The following is a 12,968-nucleotide window of genomic DNA, read 5'->3' as shown; positions in this document are numbered from 1 at the left end:
AAATTTACCTTTTTCTAACCCGAAATGTAGAAAGATTACGGAAACATAATGAATTTTAAGAAGACCCCGCACCGGAGCCTACCTAAATGTCCCGCCTTTTTCGCAGTATTTCGAGCCGCCTATATGCGCTCGTCGCCTTCTTTGTTTTGTCCTTTTTGGTTTTGCTGGGCTACCAGCTGGTAAATCTGGATACCAACCTGAATGGCTTTAAACGCCATGAAATTCAGAGTGTCGTCGATGCCGCCTATAATGTTGCAGATACCTTCTACAAGAAAACCCAAAGCGGCGAATTGACTGAAGAAGAAGCCCAGCTCAGAGCCAAGACTGCTCTTCGAGGCATGAAATATCAAGGCAAGGACTATGTTTTTGTCTATGATGAGACCGGCACGAATCTTGTTCACCCGGCCAAGCCGCAAAGCGAAAATACCAACTTGATGCAGGCTCAGGACGGCAACGGCAAATATCACGTCAGAGAATTTATCGAAAAGGCAACGCAGAATGGCGAAGCTTATGTAGATTATGTTTGGGATGATAAGAATGGTGTCTTTCATGACAAGATTTCCTTCGTCAAGAATTTTCGCGCTTGGGGCTGGATTCTCGGCTCTGGCGTGCTGTTGGAAGATGTCCAGCAGGCCTTCTGGAAAGCTGCCACGATTTCCGGCCTGATCGCCTTGTTGCTGGTCGCTGTTGCCGGTGGCTTCGGCTTTTTCCTTGCCCGTTCGATTGCGCGGCCCATTTCTCTTCTCAATCAGGATATTGTTGCCATTGGCGACAACAATCTCGACATTGAAGTTGCCGGGCAGAACCGCAATGACGAAGTGGGGGCCATGAGCCGGGCCGTTGAGGGCTTCCGCGTAGGGGCAATTGAACGGCAGCGTCTTGCCGAACTGGAAAAAGAGAATAATGCAGAGAGCATTCGCAAAGCCGAGCGTATTGCGGAGCTGATTATCATGTTCCGGGAAAGCGTCGGGCAGAATCTTGGCGCCGTAGCTGTCCAGATCGACGAAATGGAGCAGGCTGCGGATAAGCTGGAAGAAATTGCCAGCCAGACAGAAGACAGCTCTTCGCAGGCTTCGGCATCCAGTCAGGATGCGTCTGCCAACGTCCATTCTGTGGCATCTGCCGCCGAAGAATTAACCGCTTCCATCAACGAAATCATGCAGCAGGCTGTCCGTAGTAAAGAAGTCGTGGCCGTTGCGACCGAGGATACCAAGATCTCCAACGGCAAGGTCGCCGAACTGGATGATGCCTCCCGCAAGATCGGCGAGGTGGTTAGCCTTATTCAGGCCATTGCCGAACAGACCAACCTACTGGCCCTTAACGCCACCATCGAAGCAGCACGTGCCGGAGAAGCTGGCAAGGGCTTTGCTGTTGTGGCAGCTGAAGTCAAGGAACTTGCGACCCAGACTTCCAAGGCGACAGAGGAAATCAGTAGCCTGATCAACGCCATCCAGACATCAAGCGGTGAAACGGTGGATTCTATTGCCAAGATTGCTCGCGTCATGGAAGAAGTGGACGGCTATACCTCGGCGATTGCAACGGCTGTGGAACAGCAGGGCGCGGCAACGGGCGAGATTGCCACCAACGTCCAGCAGGCAGCAGACAGCACGCACTCTGCTTCCAGCAACATGCATATGGTGTCCGAGAAAACGGCCCAGACGACAGAATCCGCGCATCTTGTCAAAGGCGCCTCTGGCGAACTCAACAAGAGCGCTGACTCTCTCAAGAAGAATATCGAAAAATTCCTTGCGGATGTTTCGGCAGCCTGACGGCGCCAAGGCAGCAAAAGATTTCAAACAAGAGCCCAAGGGAGTGCGGTTTATCACTGCGCTCCTTTTTGTTTGGAGCCGCAGTCACAGGTGAACCGGGCCAAACCCGAGAAGCCGGATATTCATTCCATCGTTGAGCTCTTGTCAGCCTAAATGCCGAAATAGTCCTTGAGGCCGGAGAGGGCATTTTCCATGGCGACTGCGGCCAGCAGCATGCCCATCACACGACTGATCACACTGGCGCCATTTCTGCCGATCACCTTCTGCGCATAGCTTGCCACCAGTAGGAGGGCGGCGGTGATCAGAATGACGCTAAGCATGAGCCCTGTTGTAATCATCTGTTGGGTAATGGGAAATTTCGAGTTTTCCGTCAGCAACACCGCAGCCAACATCGCTCCGGGGCTCGCTATGGAGGGAATTGCCAGCGGGTAGAAGGCCAGATCGTGGGCGTTTTTGAGTTCCAGCTCCGCCTCTGGCTTGCCTGCGCCAAAGATCATCGTCAGCGCAAACAGGAACAGCACGATGGCACCGGAAATCTGAAAGGCTGGCAGCGGAATGCCAAGAGAGGTCAGAATGACTTCCCCTGCAATGACAAAGAAACAGAGAACGGCAGCAGCCACTGTGCAGGCCTTGATGATGACCTGTCGACGCTCTCGCCCATCCATGCCCGACGTCACTGCCATGAAAACGGGAATTGTCCCGATTGGGTCTACAACAGCGAAAAAACTGACAAAAATCGAAATGAGGCGAGGATAGTCTAGGTCCATTGGCGTTCTTTATTGTGAGCGGAGCCTTCCCGGCTCGGCGGTGTTTGAAGAGATATGATGACCATCGTCCGGCATGAAGCCTTGGTGAAAAGGCTGCATGTGTCGAGCGCGGACGATATTCAACGCATATGCATATAGGATTGTTCATTGAAAAGAGGCCAATGAACGGCACTTAAACAGGCTTTCAAGACGAGTGAGGCCGCATTCTGCGCGGCCTGCACGCCAGATCCTGCATCATGTCTCTCTATCAGGCAGTCAGGTGCGTGTGCCGCCAACCGTAATGCCGTCAATTCTGAGTGTGGGCTGACCAACGCCCACCGGCACGCCTTGGCCCTGCTTGCCGCACGTGCCGATGCCGGTATCCAGTTCCATGTCGTTGCCGATCATGGAAATGCGCTTCATGGCTTCCGGCCCATTGCCAATAAGGGTTGCACCTTTGACCGGTGCGCCCACCTTGCCATCTTCAATGAGATAGGCTTCCGTGCAGGAGAAGACGAACTTGCCCGATGTAATATCCACCTGACCGCCGCCGAAATTGACTGCATAAATGCCGTTCTTGACGGACTTGACAATCTCTTCGGGGGCATGCTCGCCCGCTTCCATGATCGTGTTGGTCATGCGTGGCATGGGCAGATGTGCATAGGACTGACGGCGCCCGTTGCCGGTCGAGCTGGTGCCCATCAGGCGACCATTCTGCCGGTCCTGCATGTAGCCAACCAGAATGCCATCCTCAATCAGCGTTGTGCGCTGGGAAGGGGTGCCTTCGTCATCGATATTGAGCGAGCCGCGCTTGCCGCGAATGGTGCCATCATCCACCACCGTTACTCCCTTGGCGGCGACCTGCTGGCCCATCAGTTCGGAAAAGGCCGAGCTCTTGCGCCGGTTGAAGTCACCTTCTAGGCCATGGCCTACGGCTTCATGCAGCAGCACGCCGGGCCAGCCGGGGCCAAGCACCACATCCAGCTCGCCAGCCGGAGCGGCAACGGCTTCTAGATTGACCAGAGCCTGCCGGATGGCTTCATCGGTGGCGTTGCGCCAACCGCCTTCAAGGCCATTGGCCTCAAGAAAGAATTCATAACTGTTGCGCCCACCAAAGCCGTGGCTGCCGGCCTCCTTGCGGTCACCTTCGCCCACGACAACGGACACATTGAGCCGCACCAGCGGGCGCACGTCTTCAAACCACTGCCCGTTCGGGCGTAGAATGCCAACACGACGCCAGTTGCCAACCAACGAAGCGGAAACCTGCCGAACGCGCGGATCTTTTTCGCGGGCATAGGCGTCGATTTCTTCCAGAAGGGCGATCTTCTTGCCAAGCGTCAGGTCATCCACCGGGTTAAACCCGCGATAGATGGTGTGGTTGGCTTTGGGAGGGGCCATGTCCCACACGCCTTCATAGCCATCGGCGACACCACGCACAGAGTCTGCCGCCCGCCGGATAGCGCCCATATTGAGCTCGCCCGAATGGGCATAGCCGGCCATTTCGCCTGCAACCGCGCGCAGGCCAAAGCCCTGTCCGGTGTCAAAGGCGGAGCTTTTGAGCCGTCCGTTGTCAAAGACGAGGCTTTCCGATTGCGTCTGTTCGAAAAAAAGTTCGCCGTCATCAGCGCCATGCACGGTATCGGCCAAAACCTGCCTCACCTGATCCTTATCGAGCCCGTAACTTTCGAGCATATCCTTGCCTTCGCCCTTGATGAGACTTGAGGCAGGCGAGATCGCCTGAAGGGAAGCTGGCAAAGTCGTTGATAAAGAATGCATGGTGACCCCGCGGTGATGATTACAATTGTGTGACTATACTTATTCTAGACATAAGACCCTTGGCGACCAATATCCAGTTAAAGAATTAAATAATAGAAATTTCTTCGCTTAAAGGCCTGTGGAAGCAACGCATGCGAACACTGTAAATGTGTCCGTTTTTTGAAGAATGTTGCTGCGGATTAAAATTAAACCGGGCGTTAACCATGTTTCGGTAAATTCATTAACCATGAAGGCTAACCATACGCAAAACCTGCCAATGAGGGCAAATCAGCCCGGTGAGGGGAGAACGTCGATGAGAGGAGTGGGGCCATGATCAGCGGTGCATCAAGCTACATGCCCATCTTCCGCATCAGTAACGCCGATGCTGTCGACATGATGATCGAGAAGTATGATCTGGATAAATCCGGCGATCTGAATGTCGACGAAGCGCAGAATGTTCCCATTCTCAGCCGCAAGAATTTCGAAACCGCCGACAGCTTCGGTGATGGCAAGCTGACCGAGAAGGAATTCATGACCTATCTCGATCAGATGAAATTGGAAATTGGGCAGGGCAGCGCGACCAATCCGATGGCTCTGCTGATGGGTGGCTCTCCCATCAACGAGGATGTTTTTTCCCAGATTGTGTCAGAAGTATCGAACAACGAGGGCAAGCAGAATTTTATCGACTATATGCTCCATCTGACCAAGGAATATGAAGCCGCGATGAAAGCGCCCGTGGATGAAGAAGGCTCCAGCGTGGATCTATCTGCCTGACAAGATCCTGATCGATTGCCCTTTATGAATAAAAAGCCCCCGTCATTGATCCCTTAAGATCGGCGGGGGCTTTGTTTATTCGCGCTTGAAGGGCAAAGTTGGAGGCTGCCGGTCAAGCAGCCTTCACGCCATTTTGTCGGTTCTGCTCGCGAATGGTTGAGAGGAACGCATCAACCTGTTTCGAGAGATTGGCAATCTGGGTTTCCAAATCGGCGGCATGGATCGACATGTCGTCAGCAGCCTGATCATTCTCCATGGCCAGATTGTTGAGTGCTTCGGCATTGTCCGTCACCTGAAGGCTATTCTGGGCTGCTTCGGAAATGCTGCAGCTGATTTCCTGCGATGCAGCGCCCTGTTGCTCGACAGCCGAAGCGATGGTGCTGGAAATGCGGTTGAGCTGACCAATCGTGCCATCCACATGCTCAATTGCGACCACAGCATCTGAGATGGTGTGTTGGATGGTATTGATCTGCTCAGCAATCTCTTCGGTTGCCTTTCCTGTCTGGGAGGCAAGATCCTTGACCTCGGCAGCAACCACTGCAAAGCCGCGTCCTGCTTCGCCAGCGCGTGCGGCCTCGATGGTCGCGTTGAGCGCCAGCAAGTTGGTTTGTTCGGCGATATCCTTGATGAGGCCTACAATCTGGCCGATGGCCTTGGACGATTGCGAGAGGGAACCGATCACGCTGGTGGCCTTCTGCACCTCGTTCACAGCTGTGCGGGAATAATTGTTGGTCTCGTCGATCTGGCAGGCGATTTCCGCAATAGATGTGGTCATCTCTTCCGAAGCGCCCGCAACGGTCTGCACATTGCTGCTTGAAGCAGCCATGGCTTCCGAGATTGATTTGACGCGATCACTATTCTCTTTGGAGCGGGTGGCGAGTTGTTCTGTCTGGTGGCCAAATCCGGTGGCAGCATGAGCTACCGTCTTGATGATCTGGCTGACAGAGCTGTCAAAACGGTCCGCCATGTCGAGCAGCATCTGGCGCTGTTGTTCTTCGTTTTGCTGCTTCTGCTCGGCTTGCTCCCGTTCCATGGCCTTTGTCTGTCTTGCGCCATCACGAAAGACAATCAGGGCACGACCAAGTGCTCCGATCTCGTCTCCGCGCTCGGTGTTCGGAATATCGACATTGAGATCGCCGTCAGCAAGCTTGCGGGTCGTGTTCACGGCCTTGCCAAGTGGTTTGGTAATGGAAAAGGCAGTGATTGCGGACAGCACGACAATGATCAGTGCGATCATTCCGGCGGAAAGCAGCAGCTTCTGGATATTGTTCTGATAAATCGTGTTCACATCGTCGATATAGACCCCGGTCACCACAATCCAGCCCCATGGAGCAAACATTTCTGCATAGGACATTTTAGGAGTGGCGTCTGTTTCCCCCGGTTTGGGCCAGACATATTCAAGTGCGCCGGCCCCTTGCTCCCGAGCGATCTGGATAAAGCTGCGGGTGGTGTAAGTGCCGTTCCGGTCTTTGGTGCCCGATACATCCTTGCCAACCAGATCCGGATTAACCGGGTGCATCAGCATGTGACCGCTGGTGTCGAGAATGAAAAAATAGTCACCCCCATTATAGCTCATCATGGAGATGGCTTCTTTGGCGCGCTGCTGGGCCTCTTCTTGCGACAGCTGCCCGCTTTTTGCCTGCTCATTGAATTTTTCGGCAATGTTGGTGGCTGATTCTATTAGATGCGCCAGTTCCGCTTCCTTGCTGGCCATCAGGTCGTCTCTGGACGTAAGACCTGACTGCACTGCCAATGCTGCGATGCCAATAGCCGAAAGCAAAACGATAGAAAAAATCTTTGCTTTTATGGATGTCACCCATTTTGGCAAGAATGAGAGCTGTTTGGTGGACATGGCCTAATCCTGGAGGGTAGGTAAGCACATTCACTTATACTTCAAAAAGGAATGTGGCTGATTGAGAAACGTAAACTAGTAAGCAATATATAAGTTAAAGAATGTGTAATTGTGTGAGTATTCGAATGTATGTTTGTTTCTTTTTGTTCTGTTTTTAAATAATGAGGTAAATTTCAGAAAATTACCTTCTTTTTATCAAGTAAAATTACTGAAAAAAGAAGAAAATATAGTCTGTGCATTGCATTCGTTCCTTCAGAAGGCTGCCGTTGTATGGCCTGCTGGCGTCCTTGGGCATGAGGCTTGATTTCATGCTGTCTGGTGAGCACACTGCATTTCGGCCCGATTCTAGCCGCTCGACGCCATTTATCCATTCTTCCTTGGCAGAGCGCCGGATAGTGCCACTTGGCATGAACGGCCGTTGCATGAGTGGGGCGAGCCCGCACTGACCATATATGGACCATATAAAGGACCAGACCGCGTTGGATGATAAGACCATTGTGACCGATCTTGCCTGCAAAGAGACTGCCGCCGCAGATGCATCCCTGCTTCTTGATTGGTATGACAGACATCACCGCACGTTGCCCTGGCGTACCTCGCCGGCGGATGCTGCGCTTGGCGTTTTGCCTGAGCCTTATCAAGTCTGGCTGAGCGAAATCATGCTCCAGCAGACAACGGTGGGAGCGGTGAAAGACTATTTTACTGCTTTTCTTGCGCGCTGGCCCACGGTTACTGATCTGGCATCCGCCGATGAAGACGACATCCTGAAGGCGTGGGCAGGGCTTGGATATTATTCCCGTGCCCGTAATCTGCACAAATGCGCCCGCACCGTGGTGGACGAGTATGGCGGACGCTTCCCCGAAACAGTCCCCGAGCTGAAATCTCTGCCCGGCATTGGCGATTATACCGCTGCGGCCATTGCTGCCATTGCCTTTGATGAACCGGTGGCCGTGGTCGATGGCAATATTGAGCGCATCATCGCGCGGCTTTATCGCATAGACGAAGCGCTGCCCGCCGCCAAGAAGCCGATCAAGCAGAGGATGGGGGACCTCACCCCACAAGAGCGTCCGGGGGATTTCGCGCAAGCCATGATGGATCTGGGGGCCAGCCTGTGCAGCCCCAAAAAGCCGGCCTGTGCCCTTTGTCCCTTTACCGGTGCTTGTGCCGCTGAAGCCGTTGGCGATATGGAGCGTTATCCGGTGAAAGCACCCAAGAAGGAAAAACCGACCCGTCGCGGCGCGGCCTTTCTTATCCGGCGCGGCGATGGGGCTCTCTGGCTGATCAAGCGACCGGACAAGGGCCTGTTGGCTTCAATGGCAGCCGTGCCAACCACTGACTGGTTTGACAAAAAGGCTGGTGAGGGATTCGACCCTGCAACTGCGCTTGAAAAGGCACCTGACGGGCTCGCATTCAAAAAGAAGACAGGGCAGGTAACCCATACCTTCACCCACTTTCATCTTTTGCTGGAAATCTATGAAGCAGCAAGCGATGAGGCGAGGCCCACGCCAGAAGGGTGGTGGTCAACACCGCAAAGCATCAAGGGCGAAGCTTTACCGACCATCTTTCGAAAGGTCGTGGAGTTTGTTCCATGATAAAGGGAGCAAGGCAGCGTCAAGCGGATGATCCGGTGCTGGCCGATATGCTGGCTCTGATCCAGAAGAGCTTTGCCTATATGGACGGGCGCATTGATCCGCCCAGCTCCATGCTGGCGCTGACCATCGCCGATATCGCCCGCCAATGCGAGAGCGGCGAGGTCTGGTCCATCGGTGCTCCGGTGAAAGCCTGTGTCTTTCTCACCAGAAAGCCCGATTGCCTTTATCTGGGCAAGCTGGCGGTTGCTTCTGAAGCACGCGGGCAGGGGCTTGGCGCGCAGCTGGTTGAGATTGCCACGCAGAGAGCGCTTGCGCTGGGCTATCACACACTGGAATTGCAAACCCGCATCGAGCTGATTAAAAATCACCGGATCTTCGCTGCGCTTGGCTTCACCAAAACCGCTGAGACCGCCCATCCGGGTTATGATCGCGTCACCTCCATCACCATGCGCAAATCAATCGGTGCCTGATGAGTAGCCCTATTGGTCCTCTTTTTGCGGGGAAAATACCACGCTCTTCCGCCTTCCTGCCTGTTGAAAGGATCTTGCATGCCAGACCGTTTCGCCAAAACGCCCAAGCCGCCCTATTTTGCCGTGATCTTCTCCAACCAGCTCAGGGATGAGCATGAAGGCTATGAGGCGATGGGCGATGCCATGTATAAACTCGCCCTTGAACAGCCCGGGTGTCTCGGGGCGGAAAGCACCCGCGATGGCGCGCTCTTCGGCATCACCGTTTCTTACTGGAAAGATGAGCAAAGCATCCTTGACTGGAAGCGCAATGCCGAACATCTGGCCGCCCAGCGCCTCGGGATCAAGGATTGGTATGCCCATTACGAACTGCGTGTGGCCAAGATCGAACGCGACTATTCTGGTCCGGAAGGCAGAGGCAAAGGGCTCTAGGGCTCTCCGATGCGCTGCTGCGTGGCTGTAAAAAATCCGTGGGATCGTAAAAGCCGTAATTGTCTTTAGATTATTTTCTGACTAAAGTCAGATAAATTGAAATGCCTGATAAGGCTGCCCTCGCCAAGGGAGAGCCAAAAGACAAGTTAGCAAGGGAGTCATCGGGATGCTGACAGATCCAGTTGCCCGCACACGCAGGTTTCATCGCGCCGTCACCACGGAAGCAGGGGTGCTTGATGCATCCTTTTTGGGGAGAGGGCGCCCACTGGGGCCTGCCCGTGTGCTCAACGCCATTGGTCGCGGGATCACGGATATTGCTGAAATCCGAAATTACTTGCGGCTCGATTCCGGGCTGATGAGCCGTATTCTGCGCGGCTTGGAGGACGAAGGGTTGATCACCGTGTCAGCCAGCGAAAGTGATGCCCGTCGCCGGATAGCCATGTTGACCAAGGCTGGCGAGGAGGAATTCGCCGCCTATGAGGCTCTCTCGGATAAGCAGGCCGCCGATATCGTGGCCCGCCATCCGCATCCGGAAGTGCTGCTGCAGGCCATGGATGTGGTGGCCACGGCACTTGGCTTCGAGCGCACGGTGATAGAGCGTGTTTCGCCGCTGGACCCCCGCGCGGTGGTGTGCCTTGAAGCCTATTATGAAGAACTGGGGCGGAAGCTGAAGAGCGGCTTCGACGTCAACCTCTCGGCCGACCCGGAAGCATGCGACATGGAGCATCCGCGCGGCGCCTTCCTTTTGGCCATGCTGGATGGCATGCCCATCGGCTGCATTGGCCTTAAGGGAACGGACAAGGGCTATGCGGAGTTGAAGCGGCTCTGGATCGTCCCTTCAGCCCGTGGCATGGGGCTGGCCCAGCGCATGATGACCGAGGCGGAGAATGAGGCGAAAAGCCTTGGCATAAAATGTCTGCGGCTGGATACCAACAGCGTGCTCAGCGACGCCGTGGCCATGTATCACAAACTCGGCTGGACCGAGATTGAGCGCTTTAATGAAGATCCCTATCCGGATCTGTTCTTTGAGAAGCGCATCTGACAGCCCCCCATAAACCCCAAATAAAAAGGCGACCATCGGGTCGCCTTCAGGTGGGTGAAATGTCTGAGGTCGCAATTGGGTCAGATCAAGCCGTGGTCACCTGCTACGCAAAACATCAGGCAGGCGACGGTGGATCTTGAATGGATTTCACCGAAAAACCGGAACTTCGAACATCTCCTCGGTTAAATTCGACGGGCGGCTAAACAAGCCGCCTGTTACGCAGCACCCTCAGGCTGCGTCGCGAATGATCTGGCGTAGGCTATCAATCGGCTCCTGCGCTCCATCCTTGTCAAAATGCCAGTAGGTCCAGCCGTTGCAGGCATCCAGCCCCTGTACCAGCGCCCCTACCTTGTGAATGGAGCCGGTATGGCTGCCCGAGACCAGCGAGCCATCGGCGCGTACCATGGCGGAGAATTTGCCGCGCTTGTCGGTGAGCTCTACACCCGGTTTGAGCAGGCCTTCTTCCAGCAGACGGCCAAACGGAATGCGCGGCGCTGCACGCTTGCTCTGGGTGGTTTTGAGCGCATCCAGATCCACAGGCTCGACCGCATCAATGCGGGCCTGAGCGGCTGCGATATAATCACGGTCGCGCTCGACGCCGATGAAGTGGCGGCCCAGCTTCTTCGCCACAGCGCCCGTGGTGCCGGTTCCGAAGAAGGGATCGAGCACAACGTCGCCCGGATTGGTCGAAGACAAAAGCACGCGATAGAGCAGGCTTTCCGGCTTCTGGGTCGGATGCACCTTCTTGCCATCGTCGCCCTTGAGACGTTCATGACCGGTGCAGATCGGCAGCGTCCAGTCAGAGCGCATTTGCACGTCATCATTGAAGGCCTTCAGCGCTTCATAATTGAAGGTATATTTGGAACTCTTGTCGCGGCTCGCCCAGATCATGGTTTCATGCGCATTGGTAAAGCGCTTGCCGCGGAAATTCGGCATCGGGTTGGTCTTCATCCAGACCACATCATTCAGGAGCCAGAAATTGATGTCCTGCATGATCGCGCCAACGCGGAAAATATTGTGATAGGAGCCAATGACCCAGATGGTGCCGTTCGGCTTCAGGACGCGCTTGCAGGCCAGAAGCCAGGCACGGGTAAAGGCATCATAGGCCTCGAAGCTTTCAAACTGATCCCATGCATCGGTCACCCCGTCCACCTCGGACTGGTCCGGACGGGTCAAGCCGCCACCCAGCTGAAGATTATAGGGCGGATCGGCGAAAATCGCGTCAACGGAATGTTTGGGAAGTTTTTCCAGTTGGGCAACGCAGTCGCCCTTCATGATGGTATCAAGCCTATCGGCGAGGCCGGCTTCGGTCTGGTCGAAATCCGACCGTAGGGATACATTCGAACGCATACGCATACTCTACTCAACTGAATTACACCCAAGAGCAAATCCCGCGATTTTGACATCGGCGGCAATGCTGCAAACTGCCGGAGTGACACCCGATCTGACCACCTGTAAGGCAGCGACCAGATTGGAAATATCTTGAATGATCAAAACGCGATCACACTTCCGACATGGCTATCCTGAGCCATCATGGTAAACCAGCGGTTAAGCAAAAGCGTCAACTTGTGCATTTTTGCGCAAATTGATCCAATGCCCAAACCGGAGTCGAAAATTTATAGATAACAAAAGGTTAACGGAAGTTCTTCGAGGCCTGTCTCGTGCTTTGGAGCTGAAAGGGGGCGCAATCAGCCTTTTCCCGCCCTTCTTGGGGATTACTATGGGAAATCATGCACAAGTTGAAGCTCTACTGATTTTTCTTTATGGAAAGCGGCCAACTGCATGAAAAGAATCGCAAATTTGCCGCAATCTTTACTCTATCTCATTAATCTTGCGTAGTTAATCTGGATTAACTCTGCAAATCAGCTTAAATAATAAGCAGCACCCTTTTTGTTTGGCAGGAATGCCGGTATCGGGTGCCGTTGGTTGATCAGTCGGATAAACAGGATCGGCTGTTGGCATGAAGAAGAAACAAGACAGCAAAAGCAGTGCCGTTGATACACGGCTGAAAAAGACTGCCCAGACAGGCTTCCGCAAAAAGGGAGCGGTGCAACTGCGCGACGTGATAGGGTCGACCCTGACGCCGCTTTGCCGCAAACAGGGCTTTGCCTCCTCTGATATTCTGCGCTTCTGGGGCGAAATCGTCGGACCACAATTTGCCGAATGCACCGAGCCCGAACGCATTCGCTGGCCGCGTCGCGATGAGGCGCAAGGCTTCAAACCGGGTACGCTGGTTCTGCATTGCGAAGGAGCCCAGTCGGTTTTTCTTCAGCATGAGCAGGCAACCATAATCCAGCGCGTCAACGCCTATTTCGGCTATCCGGCGATTGATCGAATCCAGATATTGCAGCGCCCGGTCAATGCCAAAACTCCAAAGCGCCCGGACCCGCTCCGCCCTTTGACCCTTACGGAAGCCGATGCGCTCGAACATCAGATCGAAGGGGTTAAGGACGACAAGATGGCAGAAGCTTTGCGTCGTCTCGGCCACGCAGTGCTGGCGCGCAACTAGGCACGCCAGAAGCCCGAGACCCACTTAAGGCGA

Annotated in this window: 11 protein-coding genes; 7 read left to right on the top strand and 4 right to left on the bottom strand. The window is 54.4% G+C overall.

Going from position 1 to position 12,968, the window contains the following annotated elements:
- Positions 1-86: 86 nt before the first annotated feature.
- Positions 87-1,769: a methyl-accepting chemotaxis protein gene (locus BM258_RS07645; protein ID WP_090070791.1), complete on the top strand. Its 1,683-nt coding sequence runs from the start codon at positions 87-89 to the stop codon at positions 1,767-1,769.
- Between the two features lie 149 nt (positions 1,770-1,918).
- Here the strand turns inward: BM258_RS07645 and BM258_RS07640 are convergent, their stop codons facing one another.
- Complete coding sequence (locus BM258_RS07640; RefSeq protein ID WP_090070789.1) at positions 1,919-2,536, bottom strand: MarC family protein; 618 nt, start codon at positions 2,534-2,536, stop codon at positions 1,919-1,921.
- Positions 2,537-2,791: 255 nt separating this feature from the next.
- Entirely contained in the window at positions 2,792-4,207 is a 1,416-nt protein-coding gene (gene tldD, locus BM258_RS07635) for a metalloprotease TldD (RefSeq protein ID WP_090071288.1), read from the bottom strand.
- Between the two features lie 393 nt (positions 4,208-4,600).
- Here tldD and BM258_RS07630 point away from each other — a divergent pair, with 393 nt between their 5' ends.
- A complete protein-coding gene (locus tag BM258_RS07630; RefSeq protein ID WP_090070787.1) occupies positions 4,601-5,044 on the top strand; it encodes a PLC family EF-hand domain-containing protein in 444 nt (147 codons plus the stop codon).
- Positions 5,045-5,156: 112 nt separating this feature from the next.
- Here the strand turns inward: BM258_RS07630 and BM258_RS07625 are convergent, their stop codons facing one another.
- Positions 5,157-6,896 (bottom strand): methyl-accepting chemotaxis protein, encoded by a 1,740-nt coding sequence (locus BM258_RS07625; RefSeq protein ID WP_090070785.1) that lies wholly within the window; start codon positions 6,894-6,896, stop codon positions 5,157-5,159.
- A gap of 452 nt (positions 6,897-7,348) precedes the next feature.
- On the opposite strand from BM258_RS07625, the gene mutY reads away from it, so the two are divergent.
- From mutY to BM258_RS07605, 4 genes are all read left to right on the top strand, one after another.
- Positions 7,349-8,485, top strand: a complete 1,137-nt coding sequence (gene mutY, locus BM258_RS07620; protein WP_090070783.1) for an A/G-specific adenine glycosylase — start codon at positions 7,349-7,351, stop codon at positions 8,483-8,485.
- Complete coding sequence (locus BM258_RS07615; RefSeq protein WP_090070781.1) at positions 8,482-8,955, top strand: GNAT family N-acetyltransferase; 474 nt, start codon at positions 8,482-8,484, stop codon at positions 8,953-8,955. The genes mutY and BM258_RS07615 overlap by 4 nt, the downstream gene beginning before the upstream one ends.
- Before the next feature lie 78 nt (positions 8,956-9,033).
- Positions 9,034-9,384: an antibiotic biosynthesis monooxygenase family protein gene (locus tag BM258_RS07610; RefSeq protein WP_090070779.1), complete on the top strand. Its 351-nt coding sequence runs from the start codon at positions 9,034-9,036 to the stop codon at positions 9,382-9,384.
- 166 nt (positions 9,385-9,550) lie between these two features.
- Positions 9,551-10,426: a bifunctional helix-turn-helix transcriptional regulator/GNAT family N-acetyltransferase gene (locus BM258_RS07605; RefSeq protein ID WP_090070777.1), complete on the top strand. Its 876-nt coding sequence runs from the start codon at positions 9,551-9,553 to the stop codon at positions 10,424-10,426.
- Positions 10,427-10,654: 228 nt separating this feature from the next.
- Here BM258_RS07605 and BM258_RS07600 read toward each other — a convergent pair whose 3' ends face one another.
- On the bottom strand, positions 10,655-11,701 hold the full coding sequence (locus BM258_RS07600; protein WP_210186709.1) for a site-specific DNA-methyltransferase: 1,047 nt from the start codon (positions 11,699-11,701) through the stop codon (positions 10,655-10,657).
- A gap of 685 nt (positions 11,702-12,386) precedes the next feature.
- Between BM258_RS07600 and BM258_RS07595 the strand changes: the two genes are divergently transcribed.
- A complete protein-coding gene (locus BM258_RS07595; protein ID WP_090070774.1) occupies positions 12,387-12,935 on the top strand; it encodes a DUF721 domain-containing protein in 549 nt (182 codons plus the stop codon).
- The last annotated feature ends 33 nt before the right edge of the window (positions 12,936-12,968 follow it).

This window comes from Cohaesibacter marisflavi (genome assembly GCF_900115225.1).
Taxonomy (GTDB): domain Bacteria; phylum Pseudomonadota; class Alphaproteobacteria; order Rhizobiales; family Cohaesibacteraceae; genus Cohaesibacter; species Cohaesibacter marisflavi.
The sequence above is the reverse complement of the archived record's forward strand: the minus strand, read 5'-3'. Positions and strand labels throughout refer to the sequence as shown.

Bases quoted from the DNA above. Each gene is read 5' to 3' on its own strand.
- BM258_RS07615 (WP_090070781.1), top strand. From the start codon at position 8,482: ATGATAAAGGGAGCAAGGCAGCGTCAAGCGGATGATCCGGTGCTGGCC.
- BM258_RS07595 (WP_090070774.1), top strand. From the start codon at position 12,387: ATGAAGAAGAAACAAGACAGCAAAAGCAGTGCCGTTGATACACGGCTG.
- mutY (WP_090070783.1), top strand. From the start codon at position 7,349: ATGGACCATATAAAGGACCAGACCGCGTTGGATGATAAGACCATTGTG.
- BM258_RS07600 (WP_210186709.1), bottom strand. From the start codon at position 11,701: ATGAAGGGCGACTGCGTTGCCCAACTGGAAAAACTTCCCAAACATTCC.
- BM258_RS07625 (WP_090070785.1), bottom strand. From the start codon at position 6,896: ATGTCCACCAAACAGCTCTCATTCTTGCCAAAATGGGTGACATCCATA.
- BM258_RS07645 (WP_090070791.1), top strand. From the start codon at position 87: ATGTCCCGCCTTTTTCGCAGTATTTCGAGCCGCCTATATGCGCTCGTC.
- BM258_RS07605 (WP_090070777.1), top strand. From the start codon at position 9,551: ATGCTGACAGATCCAGTTGCCCGCACACGCAGGTTTCATCGCGCCGTC.
- BM258_RS07640 (WP_090070789.1), bottom strand. From the start codon at position 2,536: ATGGACCTAGACTATCCTCGCCTCATTTCGATTTTTGTCAGTTTTTTC.
- tldD (WP_090071288.1), bottom strand. From the start codon at position 4,207: ATGCTCGAAAGTTACGGGCTCGATAAGGATCAGGTGAGGCAGGTTTTG.
- BM258_RS07630 (WP_090070787.1), top strand. From the start codon at position 4,601: ATGATCAGCGGTGCATCAAGCTACATGCCCATCTTCCGCATCAGTAAC.
- BM258_RS07610 (WP_090070779.1), top strand. From the start codon at position 9,034: ATGCCAGACCGTTTCGCCAAAACGCCCAAGCCGCCCTATTTTGCCGTG.